This window comes from Rhodococcus sp. NPDC019647, from assembly GCF_044389235.1.
In the GTDB taxonomy this organism is placed as follows: domain Bacteria; phylum Actinomycetota; class Actinomycetes; order Mycobacteriales; family Mycobacteriaceae; genus Rhodococcus_F; species Rhodococcus_F oxybenzonivorans.
Window position 1 is genome coordinate 1 of sequence record NZ_JBIRXS010000042.1, and the last position, 17,239, is coordinate 17,239.

Annotated in this window: 17 protein-coding genes; 10 read left to right on the forward strand and 7 right to left on the reverse strand. The window is 65.5% G+C overall.

What is annotated here, in order from left to right; translation table 11 throughout:
- A partial coding sequence (locus ACH49N_RS36105; protein WP_358277688.1) for a carboxyl transferase domain-containing protein occupies positions 1 to 211 on the reverse strand: 211 nt, incomplete at its 3' end.
- A 126-nt stretch (positions 212 to 337) separates the two neighbouring features.
- Positions 338 to 724 (reverse strand): DUF5313 family protein, encoded by a 387-nt coding sequence (locus tag ACH49N_RS36110; protein ID WP_109325471.1) that lies wholly within the window; start codon positions 722 to 724, stop codon positions 338 to 340.
- Positions 725 to 927: 203 nt separating this feature from the next.
- Here ACH49N_RS36110 and ACH49N_RS36115 point away from each other — a divergent pair, with 203 nt between their 5' ends.
- A complete protein-coding gene (locus tag ACH49N_RS36115; protein WP_358277690.1) occupies positions 928 to 1,188 on the forward strand; it encodes a hypothetical protein in 261 nt (86 codons plus the stop codon).
- 61 nt (positions 1,189 to 1,249) lie between these two features.
- On the opposite strand, the gene ACH49N_RS36120 is transcribed toward ACH49N_RS36115, so the two are convergent.
- The 3 genes from ACH49N_RS36120 to ACH49N_RS36130 form a co-directional block, all read right to left on the reverse strand.
- Positions 1,250 to 2,011 (reverse strand): MerR family transcriptional regulator, encoded by a 762-nt coding sequence (locus ACH49N_RS36120; RefSeq protein ID WP_358277692.1) that lies wholly within the window; start codon positions 2,009 to 2,011, stop codon positions 1,250 to 1,252.
- Positions 2,012 to 2,049: 38 nt separating this feature from the next.
- Positions 2,050 to 3,903, reverse strand: coding sequence for a long-chain fatty acid--CoA ligase (locus ACH49N_RS36125; RefSeq protein ID WP_358277694.1), 1,854 nt, complete (start codon positions 3,901 to 3,903; stop codon positions 2,050 to 2,052).
- Positions 3,904 to 3,969: 66 nt separating this feature from the next.
- Entirely contained in the window at positions 3,970 to 5,271 is a 1,302-nt protein-coding gene (locus ACH49N_RS36130) for an MFS transporter (RefSeq protein WP_358277696.1), read from the reverse strand.
- Between the two features lie 71 nt (positions 5,272 to 5,342).
- Between ACH49N_RS36130 and ACH49N_RS36135 the strand changes: the two genes are divergently transcribed.
- A complete protein-coding gene (locus ACH49N_RS36135; RefSeq protein WP_358277697.1) occupies positions 5,343 to 6,350 on the forward strand; it encodes a helix-turn-helix domain-containing protein in 1,008 nt (335 codons plus the stop codon).
- Here the strand turns inward: ACH49N_RS36135 and ACH49N_RS36140 are convergent.
- Positions 6,317 to 6,892 carry a GNAT family N-acetyltransferase gene (locus ACH49N_RS36140; protein WP_358277699.1) on the reverse strand — a complete coding sequence of 192 codons (576 nt, stop codon included), beginning with the start codon at positions 6,890 to 6,892 and terminating at the stop codon, positions 6,317 to 6,319. The genes ACH49N_RS36135 and ACH49N_RS36140 overlap by 34 nt on opposite strands.
- Before the next feature lie 185 nt (positions 6,893 to 7,077).
- Here ACH49N_RS36140 and ACH49N_RS36145 point away from each other — a divergent pair, with 185 nt between their 5' ends.
- From ACH49N_RS36145 to ACH49N_RS36165, 5 genes are all read left to right on the forward strand, one after another.
- Entirely contained in the window at positions 7,078 to 8,439 is a 1,362-nt protein-coding gene (locus ACH49N_RS36145) for an MFS transporter (RefSeq protein WP_358277701.1), read from the forward strand.
- A 47-nt stretch (positions 8,440 to 8,486) separates the two neighbouring features.
- Positions 8,487 to 10,082 (forward strand): aldehyde dehydrogenase (NADP(+)), encoded by a 1,596-nt coding sequence (locus ACH49N_RS36150; protein ID WP_358277703.1) that lies wholly within the window; start codon positions 8,487 to 8,489, stop codon positions 10,080 to 10,082.
- Positions 10,083 to 10,106: 24 nt separating this feature from the next.
- The gene (locus ACH49N_RS36155; RefSeq protein WP_358277705.1) at positions 10,107 to 11,042 is read left to right on the forward strand and encodes a 5-dehydro-4-deoxyglucarate dehydratase; all 936 of its coding nucleotides are present in this window, start codon (positions 10,107 to 10,109) and stop codon (positions 11,040 to 11,042) included.
- Complete coding sequence (locus ACH49N_RS36160) at positions 11,042 to 12,313, forward strand: glucarate dehydratase family protein (protein WP_358277707.1); 1,272 nt, start codon at positions 11,042 to 11,044, stop codon at positions 12,311 to 12,313. Before ACH49N_RS36155 ends, ACH49N_RS36160 begins: the two co-directional genes overlap by 1 nt.
- Before the next feature lie 90 nt (positions 12,314 to 12,403).
- Positions 12,404 to 13,297 carry a LysR substrate-binding domain-containing protein gene (locus tag ACH49N_RS36165; protein WP_159918506.1) on the forward strand — a complete coding sequence of 298 codons (894 nt, stop codon included), beginning with the start codon at positions 12,404 to 12,406 and terminating at the stop codon, positions 13,295 to 13,297.
- A gap of 4 nt (positions 13,298 to 13,301) precedes the next feature.
- Here ACH49N_RS36165 and ACH49N_RS36170 read toward each other — a convergent pair whose 3' ends face one another.
- On the reverse strand, positions 13,302 to 13,784 hold the full coding sequence (locus ACH49N_RS36170) for a carboxymuconolactone decarboxylase family protein (protein ID WP_358277709.1): 483 nt from the start codon (positions 13,782 to 13,784) through the stop codon (positions 13,302 to 13,304).
- 245 nt (positions 13,785 to 14,029) lie between these two features.
- Between ACH49N_RS36170 and ACH49N_RS36175 the strand changes: the two genes are divergently transcribed.
- The 3 genes from ACH49N_RS36175 (at position 14,030) to katG (ending at position 17,184) form a co-directional block, all read left to right on the forward strand.
- Positions 14,030 to 14,368, forward strand: a complete 339-nt coding sequence (locus ACH49N_RS36175; RefSeq protein WP_358277711.1) for an Lsr2 family protein — start codon at positions 14,030 to 14,032, stop codon at positions 14,366 to 14,368.
- 107 nt (positions 14,369 to 14,475) lie between these two features.
- A complete protein-coding gene (locus tag ACH49N_RS36180) occupies positions 14,476 to 14,922 on the forward strand; it encodes a Fur family transcriptional regulator (protein ID WP_358277713.1) in 447 nt (148 codons plus the stop codon).
- A gap of 33 nt (positions 14,923 to 14,955) precedes the next feature.
- Entirely contained in the window at positions 14,956 to 17,184 is a 2,229-nt protein-coding gene (gene katG, locus ACH49N_RS36185) for a catalase/peroxidase HPI (protein ID WP_358277715.1), read from the forward strand.
- Positions 17,185 to 17,239 lie beyond the last annotated feature (55 nt).

Sequence of the window (17,239 nt, forward strand, 5' to 3'; positions counted from 1 at the left end):
GGCGGGCGAGGGCGTCGAGTTCGACGAAGCTGCCGTCGTCGAGCAGGGCGGTGATGCGTTCGCGGGCGGTGAGCTTGCCCTTGGCGTGGACCTTCTCGACCGCTGCTTCACCGCTGGGGTGCTGCGCCTCGGCCTGACGATTACGCAGGTCGGCGAGCTTTCCCGCGGTCGTGTGAATATCGGGCGTAACCGCCGAATCTGTGACTGTCATCTAGAACTGCTTCCCGTCGAGGCTGTCGGAACCTGCGGTCACCCTCAGGGGTGCGCGGCTCGTGGGGCTACCACTCGGACGTCGCCACTTTAACGCACTACTTATCGATCGCTCACGTGTGCTGCGTCACTCCACCCCACGGCCATGGCGCTTTTCATAGTCCTCTCGGGTGCGGTCGGCCCGGCGCTGAGCCTTCGCCGTGAGGAGGTCGGGGTCGAGTCCGTGACTGAGAAGACGGTGCCGACGGTAGATGTTCATCAACGCGACCGCGAAGTACAACAGCGGCAGCAGGAGCAGCGCCATCATGGCCAAGGGGACCCAGATGGGGCCGGGTATGAGAAGGAACAGCAACAGCACCGCGACGACCGGAAGCATGAACCGAAGGACGTACCGCACGGAGGCGCCGGGACCCACGAGGTCGTTGCGGACCCATTCCTGCATGGAGTCCGGAAGCGTGCGACCGAACAGATACCCGACGTACTGGCTGGGACTGGGACGCTGCGGATCGGCCATGGGTTTCAGAATAGTGCCGACATGCGGAAACGAACTCGACGGCAGTGTGCCGTCGAGTTCGCTCCGTTCGGTCCGTCAGCGGCGCGGGTTACTTGGGCCCACCACCTCCGCCTGTCCCGCCGCCAGTCCCACCGCCGGTTCCCGTTCCGCCACCTGTTCCGCCTCCGGGACGACCGGGGCAGGGCTTCGGCATCGTGGGACCGGTGCCGGTGTTCGGTGCGGAGCTGGCGAGCGGCACGGCAGCCCTGACTACCGGCGGACAGTCCGGCTTCGGCTGCGGCTGTGGTTGCGGGGCAATCGGCAAGGTGTGGGCGGGGCTTGCCTGGGACACGGGTCCGGCCGCGAAGGCAGGTCCTGCCGCCGCAGCTGTGACAGCGAGTGCCGCCGCGGCGACGGCGACTGCGGTACGGATCTTCGAGTGGGACATGCGATACCTCCGGGGTCGGGTTGTGGAGCCCATTTAGATTGGCCTCCAATCGCATTCGGAACTAGATGCCCTAGGGTGCGTGAAACGCACCCCGTCCCTCACTGCTGCTCGGCGTTCGCGACGATGATGTCGCGAACGAACTGCGCCAACCCGGGCGCTATGTCGTCGTAATGCTGGCGAAAACGATCGTCCGCGACGTACATCTCGGCGAGGTTCACCTGCATCGGGTGGTCACAGTCGTAGAACTTCGCGATTCCGGCGCGGTGTTCCTCCGCCAGGGCGTTCGCACGATGCGAGCCGGGTTCGACGCCCGCCGCCATCGCTTCGGCGAGCTTCGCCTCGAGAGCGTCGCCCTCGGCCTTGATACGCTGCCAGTCCTTCTTGTCGAACTTGGCCGTGCGCTGCTGTGATTGCTTCCACGCGTCGGTGTCGCCCCATCGTTCCTCGGCCTCTGCGGCGTACTCTTCACCCGGCCAGTCGGCACCGAAGATTTCGTTCTGCTCTTCGGGGGTGAGCTGAATGCCCATGCTTTTCGCCTCCATCATCTTCTCCACGGCGGCAGCCATCTCGTGTAAGCGATCGATCCGTTCGCTCAGCAGTTCGTGCTGTCGCCGCAGATGCGCGAGGGCATTCACGGCCGGGTCGTCGAGAAGGGCTGCGATCTCCTCGAGAGGGAAACCCAGCGCCCGGTACGTCAGGACGCGGTGAAGACGTTCGACGTCTGCATCCGAGTAGCTGCGGTACCCGCTGGGTGTGCGGTCCGACGGCGTCACCAAGCCGATCTCGTCGTAGTGATGCAGCGTGCGCACACTCACTCCGACCAGCTTGGCGACGACGCCTACCGTGTGTTTCTCGCTCACGTCTCTACCGTGGGGCCTGACGCCGCGTGAGGGTCAAGTCAGCTGTAGAGATCCTGGAGTTCGTCGGAGAAGTTGTTCATCACAACCTTGCGCTTGAGTTTCATGCTCGGCGTGATTTCGCCGTTCTCGACGGTCAGTTCTCGATCGAGGATCTGGAACTTCTTGATCTGCTCCCACCGGTTGAGTCCGGCGTTGAGCTCTTCGACATAGCCGCCGATCAGGTTGCGTGTCTCCTGGGCCTGCGCGATCTCGGAGAACGACTTGTCGCCCATACCGTGATGTTTCGCCCATTCGCCGATGGCCTCGGCGTCGAGGGAGATGAGCGCGACACAGTACGACTTGCCCTCGCCGTCGACGATCAGCTCGCCGACGTAGGGGCAGATGCCCTTGAAGGTGGAGGCCACCGCGGACGGTGCCACGTACTTGCCGTTGGACGTCTTGAACATGTCCTTCTTGCGGTCCGTGATCCGCAGGTAGCCGTCTTCGTCGATCTCGCCGATGTCACCGGTGTGGAACCAGCCGTCCTCGGTCAACGCCTCCGCAGTTGCCTCCGGGTTCTCGTGATAACCGCTCATCACGCCGGGGCCCTTGATCAGAATTTCACCGTCTTCGCCGATCTTCGTCTCGGTTCCGGGGATAGCCCAGCCGACCGTTCCGAAGCGGTAGGCCGACGGCCGGTTGACGAAGGATGCCGCGCTGGTCTCGCTCAGTCCGTAACCCTCGAGAACCTTGATGCCGACGGCGTCGAACCATTGGGCGACATCACGATTGAGCGCAGCGGATCCGGAGATGAAGAATTTCAGGCGCCCACCGAACCGTTCGCGAATCGTGCTGTACACCAACCGATCTGCGAGTGCATGCTGCACCGACTCGAGAAGGGATGGGCTCTTTCCTGCCTGTTTGGCCCTGGACACCGCGAGTCCGACCCCGATGGCCCAGTCGAAGATTTTCGCTTTCACACCGCCCTCTTCGTGGACGGTGGAGACGATGCGGGCATAGGCCTTTTCGAAGATCCGGGGGGCGGCGCCCATGAAGGTCGGGCGCACTACCGCAAGATTCTCGACGATTTTGTCGACCCGTCCGTCGACCGCGGTGGCGAAGCCGATCTGCAGTGGCAGGACGAGCAGCACCTTTCCGAAGACGTGCGACAGTGGTAGCCACAGATACTGCAGGTCGTCGGGATCGAGCAGGCCGGTGGAGTCGATCGCGGCCGCCACATACGTCCACGCCGAATGCGGAAGACGCACGCCTTTCGGCTTTCCGGTGGTCCCGGACGTGTAGATGAGGGTGGCCAGATCGTCCGGCTTGATCGCGTCGATCCGCTCGTTCACCGCATCCGGCTTCTCGGCCAGCAATTCGGCGCCGAGGTCGTGTAACTGCTCGAACGTGATCACCCAGTCGTCGCCTTCGCCGGGTGTGCCGTCGATCAAAACGACCTGCTCGACATCCGTGAGCTCAGTGCGATTGTCCCGCAGCTTCGCCAGTTGCGTGTCGTCCTCGGCGATGACGACACGGCTCCCCGAGTTGGCGACGATGTAGGCCACATCGGGAGCGGTCGTCGTGGGATACACGGTGGTGGTGGCGGCGCCGGCGCACATCACCGCGAGGTCGGCCAGCACCCATTCGTAGCGGGTGGCGGAAGCCAGCGCCACGCGCTGCTCGGCCTGCACGCCGAGCGAGATCAGGCCGGCGGCGAGGTTGCGCACACGATCACCGGCCTCGGACCAGGTGACGCTCACCCACTCGTCGCCGTTCCCGGGTCGGATGTAGCGGAACGCCTCGTGACTCGGCGATGTGGCTACCCGATTGATGAACATTGCGGCCACCGACGGGGCCCGATTCTCGATCTTGGACTGGTCGACGACCTCGTCCGATGCGCGTTGAGCTGCCATACATGGATCTTAGGAAGCGAGGCGGCGTCGAGGAGGCGGATTCGCCCAGGCCGCGTAACCGTGACCTCAGGCGATGGCGCGCGGCGTCTTCGCAACGATGGCCAGCGACATGACAGCGGCGATCGCACACAGACCCCCGGCCACGTAGAACGCGGCGTCGTATCGACCGAACTCGTCGCGCACCAAACCTGCCAGAAACGCGACGATGCCGGCCCCGATCTGGTGCGAGGCCAGCACCCAGCCGAATACGATCGGCGCATCGGCGCCGAAGTGCTTGCGGCAGAGGGCAACTGTCGGGGGCACCGTGGCCACCCAGTCGAGGCCGTAGAAGATGACGAACGCGATCATCGGGGGGTGAACGGTGCTCGCGAAGAGGATCGGCAACAGCATCAGGGAGAGACCGCGCAACAGGTAATAAATACCGAGCAGCTTGCGCGAATCGAACCGGTCGGTGAACCACCCCGACGCGATGGTCCCGACGACATCGAAGATTCCGATGACGGCGAGCAGGCTCGCCGCCGCGGTGGTCGGCATGCCGTGATCGTGTGCGGCGGGCACGAAATGGGTGCCCACCAGGCCGTTGGCGCTTGCACCACAGATCGCGAAGGTGCCCGCCAACAGCCAGAAGACCCGAGTGCGGGCCGCGGAGAACAACACGGTGACGGCCCGGCCCGCAGCACCGCCGCGTCCGGTCGGTGCGGGTGGTTCCGCGAGGTAGTCGGGCCCTGCTCCGTACGGCACCGTACCGACATCCGATGGCCGGTTGCGGAGAAACATCAGCACCAGCGGGACGACGGCGAGGGCCGCGAACGACACCGTCAGTGCCACCGTCTGCCAGTTGTATCGCTCGGCGAGCACGGCGAGGATCGGCAGGAACACCAGCTGTCCTGCGGCGCTGCCAGCCGTCAGAATGCCCGTGACCAGACCGCGCCGCGCCACGAACCAGCGATCGACCACGGTGGCGACGAACGCGAGCGCCATCGAACCGGTGCCTAAACCGACGAATACACCCCACAGCAGCACCAGCTGCCAGGTGGCGGTCATGAAGATGGTCAGCCCACTGCCGGCAGACACGAGGACGAGCGCCGCCGTCACAACCCGGCGCATGCCGAACCGCTCCATCAGAGCTGCGGCAAACGGCGACGTCAACCCGTACAGCACCAGGTTGATCGACACCGCCGAAGAGATGCTTGCCCGCGACCAGCCGAAGTCCTCGTGCAACGGGTCGATGAGGATGGACGGCGCAGCCCGGAAACTTGCCGCCCCCACCAGAGCGAGGAAGGCGACCATCGCCACCAACCAGGCGTAGTGCAGGCGGGGCGGGGCTATCCGGGCCGGGGGTGCCGGTGGCGCGATGTCGGACGTCACGACGGTAAGTCTGCGGGACGGCGTCCCGCCGGAAAAGTTGCCGGAATGCCAACATGTGAAAGAATCTGGCCATGGTCGAACGTCATCGGGTGGTAGTGCTCGCCTTGGACGGTGTGATCCCGTTCGAACTCGGCATCCCCTCGCGCGTCTTCGGCCGGGCGCACGACGCGGATGGCAATTCGCTGTACGAGGTACAGACGTGCACGGCCGACGGCAGGCCGGTGCGGTCGGATGCCGACTTCTCGATATCCGTCGATCACGGGCCTGAGCTGCTCGCTGAGGCCGACACGGTCGTGATTCCCGCGTCGTACGAACTCGGCCCCGCCTACGACGAAGGCCTTCTGCCGCCGAATATCGAGGCGGCACTCGCGTTCGTCCGGCCCGGCACGCGATACGTCTCCATCTGCACCGGCTCCTACATTCTCGCCGCGGCGGGTCTCCTCGACGGTCTGCGCGCCACCACCCACTGGCGCAACACCGAGCACTTCCAGCGGACGTACCCGCAGGTCCGGCTCGATCCCGACGTCCTGTTCGTCGACGAGGGACAGATCCTCACCTCGGCAGGCGTCGCCGCCGGACTCGACCTCTGCCTCCACATCCTGCGCCGAGACCACGGCTCCGACCTGGCCAACCAGGTGGCGCGCCGATGCGTCGTCCCGCCGTGGCGCGACGGCGGGCAGGCGCAGTACATCGAGAGGCCGATTCCGGCAGCCGGTGCGGAGTCCACCGCGGCCACCCGGAACTGGGCTTTGGAGCGGCTCGGGGAATCGTTGACGCTCACCCGGATGGCTGCACACTCGAACATGAGCGTCCGCACCTTCACCCGGCGGTTCGGTGAAGAGGTCGGCACCACCCCGAACCGCTGGTTGATCACCCACCGGGTCGACCGCGCCCGGCAACTCCTCGAGACCACCGACCTGTCCGTCGACGTCATCGCCCGCGAGGTCGGTTTCGGGACGACGGCGTCCTTGCGCCAGCACATGGGTGCCGTGCTCGGCGTCCCGCCGTCGGCCTACCGCAAGACATTCCGCGGTCGCCGCATTTCTCATGCCGAGCGCAGATCCAGCCTGCTGATGTAGTGGGCCCCGTCGTCGATGGGGTTGTCGGGCGGGAGGTAGCCCGCACCGACGCGGCGGAAACCGGACTTCTCCAGTGCCCGCCAGGACGCACGATTCGGTACGACGACGGGAACGATGATTGCTGTCGCGTCGGGTGAGTCCGCGCGGCACTTGTCCACGAAAGCCCTGATCATGGCAGTGCCTACGCCGCGGCCGATGTGTTCCGGGTCGCCGATGAAGTAGTCGATCGACAAGCTCCCGTCCGGTACCTCGACGAGTGCAGTGAGCAGTGCGATGTCTTCGGGGTAGTCGGCGAGGCGATACCGCTGGATGAACCCGAGAGGGCGGCCACCGCGCACAACCAGAAAGTCCTCACATGGTTCGGTGCCGTCGATACTTCCACCGAAGTCCCGCTCGATATCGGCGTCCGATGTCTCGTGGTTCCAGAACCGCGCGACGTGGGGTTCGCGTAGCCACTTCTGCAGCTGCGGGAAATGGTCCCGGGTCGTACGGAGAAATTCGAAGTCGGCGCCTGAGTCTGTCCGCTCGGCGGAGTCTGCCACGCAGGCGACACTACCAAGGGAGCGTCGCCGGCCATCAGTTCAATATGAGCATTGATCACGACTTTTTTTGACTTGGACATGTATCGAACGCGGCTCTAGCGTGGCTTTATGACTCAGGTCACGCCGGTGAACCAGCGTGCACCGGGTAGCCCCGTCGTTACACCAGAAACCGAGAGGAGTCACCGATGACCCTCCCCCTCGCCGTCTCACCGGCGGTCGACAGTGCGGTATCGAAGATCTTCCGCCGCGTCGTGCCGTTGTTCATCGTCATGCTGATCTGCAATCAGCTCAATCGGTCGAACATCGGTTATGCGCAGACCCACCTCGAGGCCGATGTCGGCATCGGGGCTGCCGCCTACGGTTTCGGTGCGGGTGTCTTCTTCATTGCCTATGCGATCTTCGAACTTCCGTCGAACGTGCTCATGGAGAAGTTCGGCGCCAAGGTGTGGCTCACCCGCATCATGATCTCGTGGGGCCTGGTGTCGGCGGCCATGGCGTTCGTCAACGGCCCGGAGATGTTCTACGTCCTGCGGTTCCTCCTCGGTGTCGCCGAGGCCGGCTTCTTCCCGGCGATCATCTTCTACTTCACCCGTTGGCTGCCGAACAACCACCGCAGCCGCGCCACCGCACTGTTCATTGCGGGGTCCTCCATCGCTGCCGCGATCTCGGGACCGCTGTCCGGACCGCTGCTGTCCCTCGACGGGCTCGGTGGGCATCACGGCTGGCAGTGGATGTTCGCGCTGGAGGGACTGCTGTCGGTGGTCGTCGGGTGCATCGCCTACCGGCTGCTCGACTCGAAGATCGACGACGCGAAGTGGCTCACCGGCGTGGAGAAGCACGATCTGCAGGCCGTCATCGCCGAGGAGGACGTGCTGCGCAGTGAGGCGTCGGTGAAACGTGGCGAGTCGGGTTCCCGCTGGAAGCTGCTTCTGCAGCCGCGGATCCTGGTGTGCTGCGGCATCTTCTTCGCGATCACCATGGCGATCTACGCCAACACGTTCTGGCTTCCGTCGATCATCCGCCGTATCCCAGGCACCAACGACGTCACCGTCGGGCTGCTGTCGTCGCTTCCGTGGATCTGCGCGATCTTCGCGATGTACTTCTCCAACCGCTCGGCCGACCGCACCGGAAGGCACAAGCCCTACCTCGTCGCCGCGCTGCTCATCGGCGGTGTCGGCACGATGGCCGCCGCGTTCGTCACCCCGTGGCTGGCGCTTCCGCTGCTATGCGTCGCGACGATGGGTTTCAAGAGCGCGAGCCCGCTGTTCTGGTCGATTCCACAGCGCACGCTGCACCCGATGGTGCTGGCACCGGCGATCGCGATCATCAACTCGCTCGGCAACCTGGGTGGCTTCGTCGCCCCGTTCGGCTTCGGGGTGATCAAGGAACAGACCGGCACGGTGACGATGGGCCTCGTCGTGCTGTCGCTCTTCGCCCTCGCCGCCGCCGCAGCGGTGACGTACTTCCGGCGCGACAAGGAAGACATCGACGACGTCGCGAACCTGGCGGAGGTGGACTCCGACGAGCCAACCGTGGCAGCCAAATGACCCCTCACCGGCACATACGAAACGCAGAGAACTAGAGGACCCACATCATGACAGCAACGGTGAACCGGACCGACGTGACCGGACAGATGATCATCGCAGGCAAGCCCGTGCAGGGTACGGGCCCAACGATTCACGGCGTCAACCCCGCCACCGGCGAGCGGCTGGAACCGGGTTTCGCGCACGGGACCGAGCGGGACGTCGAGACCGCCTGCGCAGCGGCCGACGAGGCGTTCGCGCCGTACCGCGCAACGAGCAGCGAGGACCGCGCCCAATTCCTCGAAGCGATTGCCGACAACATCGAGGCCCTCGGCGACACGCTCGTCACCCGGGCGTGTGCGGAATCCGGACTTCCGCAGGGTCGCATCACCGGTGAAGTGGGCCGCACGTCCGGACAGCTGCGGTTGTTCGCCGGCGTCCTCCGTGACGGTGGCTGGAACGGTGCCCGCATCGACCCCGCCCAGCCCGACCGGATCCCGCTGCCCCGGGCCGATATCCGCCAGCGCAAGATCCCGCTCGGACCGGTTGCGGTGTTCGGCGCGAGCAACTTTCCCCTGGCGTTCTCCGTCGCCGGTGGCGACACCGCGTCCGCGCTGGCGGCGGGCTGCCCCGTCGTCGTCAAAGCCCACGACGCACACCCGGGTACCTCCGAACTGGTCGGATGGGCCATCGCGGACGCCGTCGCGAGCACCGGTATGCCGGCGGGAACCTTCTCGCTGCTCTACGGACCCGGTCCCGGGCTCGGCACGGCACTGGTGAAGGACTCCCGGATCAAGGCGGTCGGATTCACCGGATCTCGTTCCGGTGGAACCGCTCTGGTGGCGGCGGCCGCCGGGCGACCGGAACCGATCCCTGTGTACGCGGAGATGAGCTCGATCAACCCGGTGTTCCTCCTCGAGAGCGCACTCGCCAGCCGCGGCGCCGATCTCGGTCGCGCATTCGTCGCGTCCCTGACGCTCGGCTCCGGTCAGTTCTGCACCAACCCCGGACTCGTCATCGCCGTCGACGGTCCCGGCCTGGCCGCGTTCGTCTCGGCCGCGAATGCTGCCGTCGCCGAGACTGTACCGACGCCGATGCTCACCCCGGTCATCGCCGGCTCCTACGCCGACGGGGTTGCCGCCCTCGAGGGTGCTGCCACCGTGGAGGCCCGCGGCGCCGAGTCGGACGCACCCAATTCGTGCCGGGCAGCACTCTTCAGCAGCGACGCCGACACGTTCCTGGGCTCGGACGTGTTGCAGCAGGAGGTGTTCGGCGCCTCCAGCCTGGTCGTCAAGTGCCGCGATGCCGAACAGGTGCGCGCCGTGGCGGCGAGGCTCGAAGGTCAACTGACCGCGACCGTCCACGCAGACGAGGAAGACCTCGGGGAGGCCGGACGCCTGCTGAGCGTTCTCGAACTCAAGGCCGGCCGAATCCTGTTCGACGGTTGGCCCACCGGGGTCGAGGTCGGACATGCGATGGTGCACGGCGGTCCCTATCCCGCGACATCCGACTCGCGCACTACGTCGGTGGGATCGCTGGCGATCGAACGCTTCCTGCGACCCGTTGCCTACCAGGATGTTCCGCCGTCGTTGCTGCCCACCGCCGTCGCCGACGGCAACCCCGAACAGTTGTGGCGTCGTATCGACGGCCGCCTCACCCAAGACTGACATCCACTCGTGAAGGAGAAACCCATGCTCGACGGAGTCCTGTTCTTCCCCGTGACACCGTTCACCGAATCCGGTGACGTCGACTACGACCGGCTCGCCGAGCACGTCACCAAGGGCGTGGACGCCGGACCGGGTGGCGTCTTCATCGCCTGCGGCACCGGCGAATTCCACGCCCTCGGACTCGAGGAGTTCGGTAGGATCGTGGCCACGGCCGTCGACGCCGTCGCGGGACGGGTCCCGGTGTTCGCCGGCGCGGGCGGCTCGATCGCGCAGGCGAAGGAGTTTGCGTCGAGCGCCAAGGCCAACGGCGCCGACGGCATCCTGTTGCTCCCGCCCTACCTCGTGACGATGCCGCAGGCCGGATTGGTGGAGTACACCCGCGCGGTCGCCGACACCACCGACCTGCCCCTCATCGTCTACAACCGCAGCAACGCCCGCTTCGACGAGGCGTCCGCCGTCGCGGTGGCCCAGTTCCCCACCGTCATCGGCCTGAAGGACGGGACCGGTGACCTGGACAAGGTCGCGCGTATCGTCCGCGCCGTGAAGGATGCGCTCGCACCGTCGGGTAAGCAGTTCCTGTTCTTCAACGGCATGCCCACGGCCGAGATCTCCCAGCAGGCGTACCGGGCCATCGGTGTCATGCTGTACTCGTCGGCGACCTTCGCGTTTGCACCAGAACTGGCTCTCGGTTTCTACGACGCACTCGAATCGGGCAACGAGGACCTCACCGACGCGCTGCTCCGCAGCTTCTTCCATCCCCTGGTCCGCCTGCGCGATCAGGTGCCGGGTTATGCGGTGTCCCTCGTCAAGTTCGGCGTCACGATGGAGGGCCTCGAGGCCGGGCCGGTGCGCCCGCCGCTCGTGCAGCCGAGCGAGGCTCACAAGCGGGAACTGGCCCAGATCACCGCTGCCGGACGGGCAGCGCTCGCGGACGCTCTCGCGGTTCAAGCGGTGCGCTGATGTCCTCGGAGCCCATCCGCATCACCGGTGCCCGCATCACACCGGTCGCCTTCGTGGATCCGCCGCTGCTCAACACGGTCGGCGTGCATCAACCGTATGCACTGCGTGCGATTATCCAACTCGACACGGACAGCGGCCTCGTCGGGTTGGGTGAGACCTACGCGGATACCGCGCACCTCGCTCGACTCCAGGCGGCTGCGGAGTCCATTACCGGACTTGACGTGTTCTCGCTGAACGCCATTCGGGCGGTGATCGACGCGAAGATTGCCACGGTGTCGATTACCGGCGGTGACGGTGTCGCCGGGATGATTACCACCGCCAGTACGACCGATCGCGTGTTCTCCCCCTTCGAGGTGGCGTGCCTCGACGTGCAGGGCAAGGCGCTCGGCCGGCCGGTGTCCGATCTGCTCGGCGGCAAGGTGCGCGACACGGTGCCCTTCAGTGCCTACCTCTTCTACAAGTGGGCCGGGCACCCCGGGGCCCACCCGGATGAGTGGGGTGAGGCGCTGGACGCGGACGGACTGGTGCGTCAGGCCCAGAAGATGATCGGCGAGTACGGTTTCGAGGCGATCAAGGTCAAGGGTGGGGTGTTCTCACCCGAGGAGGAGATCGCCGGCATCAAGGCGTTGCGCGCCGCGTTCCCCGACCTGCCGCTGCGCCTCGACCCCAACGCGGCGTGGACCGTCGACACCTCGATCAGGGTCGCGTCGGAACTCGACGGCATCGTCGAATACCTGGAGGACCCGACGCCCGGACTCGACGGCATGGCCGAGGTCGCGCGTGAGGCAAAGATGCCGTTGGCCACGAACATGTGCGTCGTCGCATTCGATCAGCTCAAACCTGCCGTGCTGAAAGACTCCGTTCAGGTCGTGCTGTCGGACCATCATTACTGGGGTGGCCTGCAGCGGTCGCGGTTGCTCGCCGGCATCTGCGACAACTTCGGCCTGGGACTGTCGATGCACTCGAACTCGCACCTGGGCATCAGCCTGGCCGCGATGGTGCACCTCGCAGGGGCCACGCCGAACCTCACGTACGCTTGCGACACGCATTGGCCGTGGAAGACGGAGGACGTCGTCAAGCCCGGTGTCCTGACGTTCGTCGACGGCGCGGTCGCGGTGCCGACGACGCCGGGATTGGGCGTCGAGATCAACGAGGACGCGCTCGGCGCACTGCACGAGCAGTACCTCGACTGCGGAGTGCGCGACCGCGACGACACGGGATACATGCAGTCGATCGATCCGACTTTCGAGAACACCTGCCCACGCTGGTGAACCGGGTGGTCGTCGATCCGGGGTGCACGTGCGCAGGTCCGCTACATTGTTCGGACGAGCGCCCCGGCTCGACGGCAGAGGAGTAGGTCGATGTTTTCCCTTGCGCGGCTGTCGTGCTTCATCGCCGTCGCGGAGGAGTTGCATTTCGGGCGGGCCGCGGAACGACTCCACATGACTCAGCCTCCGCTGAGCCGCCAGATTCAGCAGCTCGAAAGTGAACTGGGCGTGCAGCTGATCGACCGCACCAGTCGATCGGTCACGCTGACCGCCGCGGGAACGGCGTTCCTGCCCGACGCGCGCCGCATCCTCTCCCTGTCGGAGAGCGCGGTACTGACGGTGCGGCGGGTACCCGCGGGTGATCTGGGAACTGTGGTCGTCGGATTCACCGGCGCCTCGGCCCACGCAGTACTACCGCGACTGCTCGAGGCTGCCCGCGACACTCTTCCCGATGTGAAGATCGATCTCCGTGAAATGGTGACGTCGGTGCAGATCGATGCTCTCACCAGCGGTGAATTGGACCTCGGCCTGATCCGGCCCATCCTCACCCGGCCCGGAATAGACACCCGGCCCATTCACCACGAGAACCTCGTCGCCGCGCTCCCGCAGGGACACCCGCTGGCCGAGCAGGACCACCTGACCGTGGAGGACTTCGACGATCAACCCGTGGTCATGTATTCACCCGTCGATGCGCGGTATTTTCACGAACTGCTGATCAGCACCTTCACCATCGTCGGAGCGTCGCCGCGGTACGTGCAATACGTGACGCAGGTTCATACGATGCTCGTCCTCGTGCGTTCCGGGCTGGGAATGGCGCTGGTGCCGGAATCTGCGCAGACAATGCATCCCGAGGGTGTGGTGTTCCGGCCGGTCACCTCGGTGCGGGATCGGCCCGTGCAGATGAACGCCGCCTGGCGCGCGGACAACCGCAATCCCGCATTGCAGCGGATAATGAACGACGTTCTGCCGCAGCACGAATGGAATTGACAGCTCAAAGCGTGAGCCGGCAGCTCTGACCTATGTCGAGCACCCGCAGCATGCGGCCGGTTCCCAACCACAGCGCGCACGACAAGGCGAGGTCGGTGAGAAGTTCGTCGGAGAAGTGTGCATGACATCGCTGCCAGAAATCCTCGTCTTCGCGTAGCGCGGTGTGGTCGGTGGCGAATCGGTAGGCGAACTCGGCCGCCGTCCGCTCCCGCTCGCCGTATCCTGGCCACGACTCCCACTCGAGGACGTGATCGTAGAAGTGCTCGTCGATACCGGCGTCCGGCCCACCGCCGTCCCGGGCCCCGCGGCACACCGCGCACTCGTTCGCCACGGCGATCGCCATCCGTGCAATCTCCCGTACACGCAACGGTAACCGGTTCCGGTTATATACGGCATCGGTGAAGCCGCCCAGTGCCTTACCCAGCTCCGGCGAAGACGACAACCAACCGGCCAGGTCATCGTCGCTGTAGCTACCCACTCGGCTCATTCCCGAATGCTACAGCGAACGGCGCGCGAGACGATAGAGTTGACACAGGTTCTAATCTTTCCGTCGCTCCGGCACAGGGGGTGAGTCTCCTGGAGGTCCCGTCGACGCCCGCCCTGTGCCTTTCACGCCGTCAGCCGGGGGATGCGCGGGGGAGCGATTCCTCGAACCGGGCCGAAGCCGGGCCGAAAAACCGCTTGTGGGCAGTAGTGTCTTGTGGGCTGTAACCAGATCAAAAGGAGTTCAGGGTGGCGCAGAAAGTGGTCGTGGAATTGGTCGACGACATCGACGGGAGCCTCATCGAGGACGGGAAGGGCGAGCACATCACATTCTCGGTCAACGGAGTCGACTACGAGATCGACCTGAAGACGAAGAACGCCAGAGAGTTCCTGCGCACCATGGACTTCTACATCGAGCACGCCACCCGGGTCGATGAGCGGAAGGGCCGGTCCACCTCGAGCGCGAAGCCGCGCGGCCGTGCCCAGGCGAGTGCGGTCCGCGAGTGGGCGGCGGAGAACGGGTACGACATTTCCTCGCGAGGCCGCATTCCCGCAGAGGTGCAGGAAGCGTTCGACGCAGCGCATTGACGAGCGGCAGCCGAGATCGAGGCGAATAAGTCGCTGTTCCGGAGAAGTAGTGCATCTGGTTATCCAAAATCGTGACTGATTCCAGAAAAGTGCGTCATAGTAGTGAGGTGCCCTCGACGCGGGATTACGAAGTGCAGTTGCGTGCAGCCCAGCTACGCGTGACTCGCCCTCGCCTGGCGGTGCTGGATGGCGTCCGCGAGCATCCGCACGCCGACACGGAAACTATTTTCGACGCCGTGCGAACGCACCTACCAGGAGTTTCCCGGCAAACTGTGTACGACGTTCTGCATGTGCTCACCGACGTGGGCTTGGTGCGGCGGATCGAGCCGTCCGGCTCCGTCGCACGCTACGAGTTGCGTGTCGGTGACAATCACCACCACGTCGTGTGCCGGGCGTGCGGGGTTATCGCCGACGTCGACGGCGCCGTCGGCGAGGCGCCCTGCCTGACTGTGTCCGACGACGGCGGTTTCGTCGTCGAGGAGGCCGAGGTCATCTATTGGGGTCTGTGCCCCGACTGCTCGACATCACCAACTTCGCGAAAAAAACCGCGATAACAGCCCGATCTACTCGCTCCTGGAAGGAATGCTGTGTCCGATAGCTGCCCGGTCGCTCATGACGGCAACACTCAGAGCACCAGTGAAAGTGAAAACCCCGCAATCCCGTCCCCCACGGTCAAAGAACATCGTCCGAGGACGAACCGCGACTGGTGGCCCAACCAGCCGGAACTGTCAGTGCTGCATGCACACTCGTCGAAATCCAACCCGATGGGCGCCGACTTCGACTACGCCGAGGAGTTCGCCAAGCTCGACGTCGAGGCGCTCAGGCGAGACGTCATCGATCTGATGACGACCTCGCAAGACTGGTGGCCTGCCGACTACGGCCACTACGGAGGGCTCTTCATCCGAATGAGCTGGCACGCTGCCGGCACCTACCGCATCGCCGACGGTCGCGGCGGTGGCGGGCAGGGTGCCCAGCGCTTCGCCCCGCTCAACAGCTGGCCCGACAACGCCAGCCTCGACAAGGCGCGCCGGCTGCTGTGGCCGGTCAAGCAGAAGTACGGCAAGCAGATTTCCTGGGCGGATCTGCTCGTCTTCGCCGGCAACTGTGCCCTCGAGTCGATGGGGTTCAAGACTTTCGGGTTCGGCTTCGGCCGCGAAGACGTCTGGGAACCCGAGGAAGTGTTCTGGGGTCCGGAAGACACCTGGCTCGGCGACGAGCGCTACAGCGGTGAGCGCGAACTGTCCGGTCCGCTCGGAGCCGTGCAGATGGGTCTGATCTACGTGAACCCGGAGGGACCGAACGGGCAGCCGGATCCGCTGGCGGCGGCCCGCGACATCCGGGAGACGTTCGCCCGCATGGCGATGAACGACGTGGAGACCGCCGCGCTGATCGCCGGCGGCCACACCTTCGGTAAGACACACGGCGCAGGTGACGCCGACCTTGTCGGTCCGGAGCCGGAGGGCGCCCCGATCGAGCAGCAAGGCTTGGGCTGGAAGAGCGCATTCGGCACCGGCGTCGGCAAGGACGCGATCACCAGCGGCCTCGAAGTCGTGTGGACCCCCACCCCGACCAAGTGGGACAACAGCTTCCTGGAGACGCTGTACGGCTTCGAGTGGGAGCTCACCAAGAGCCCCGCCGGTGCATGGCAGTGGACCGCCAAGGACGGCGCGGGTGCGGGCACGATCCCCGACCCGTTCGACTCGTCGGCGGGACGCAACCCCACGATGCTCACCACGGACCTCTCGTTGCGCATGGACCCGACCTACGAAAAGATCACTCGGCGTTGGCTCGATCACCCGGAGGAGTTCGCCGAGGAGTTCGCCAAGGCGTGGTACAAGTTGCTGCACCGCGACATGGGACCTGTCACGCGCTACCTCGGCCCCTGGGTTCCGGAGGCGCAGCTGTGGCAGGACCCGGTTCCCGCGGTCGATCACCCGCTCATCGGTGACAGTGAGATCGCTTCGCTGAAGGGCAAGATCCTCGATTCGGGGCTGTCCGTTTCCCAGCTGGTGTCCACCGCCTGGGCGTCGGCAGCCACCTTCCGCGGCACCGACATGCGGGGCGGCGCCAACGGAGCGCGGATCCGGCTCGAGCCGCAGAAGAACTGGGAGGTGAACAACCCCACCGAGCTGTCCACGATCCTGCAGACCCTCGAGCAGATCCAGCAGGACTTCAACTCGTCGCAGTCCGGCGGGGTGAAGGTGTCACTCGCGGACCTGATCGTCCTGGCCGGTACCGCTGCTGTGGAGAAAGCGGCCAAGGCCGCCGGCCACGACATCACGGTCCCGTTCACCCCCGGGCGCACGGATGCGTCGCAGGAACAGACCGACGCGGAAACGTTCACCGTGCTCGAGCCGAGGGCAGATGGGTTCCGCAACTACCTGCGAGCGGGCGAAAAGTTGCCGGCAGAGGCCCTCCTGGTCGACCGGGCTTACATGTTGAATCTGACCGCTCCGGAGATGACGGTTCTCGTCGGTGGCTTGCGGGCCCTGAACGCGAACTTCGGCCGAACCGAGCACGGCGTCTTCACCGACCGGCCCGAGGTGTTGACCAACGACTTCTTCGTCAACCTCCTCGACATGGGTACGGAGTGGAAGGGATCCGCCTCGGCCGAGAACGTCTACGAGGGCAGTGACCGGGTCACCGGTGAGACCAAGTGGACCGCGACCGCCGTCGACCTCGTCTTCGGTTCCAACTCGCAGCTGCGTGCTCTCGCCGAGGTCTATGCCGCCGCCGACGCGCAGCAGAAGTTCGTGCAGGACTTCGTCGCTGCGTGGAACAAGGTGATGAATCTCGACCGGTTCGACCTCGCCTGAATCTCAGCCGAACCGCATACGGCACCCCGTGAGCTGACTACGCTCGCGGGGTGCC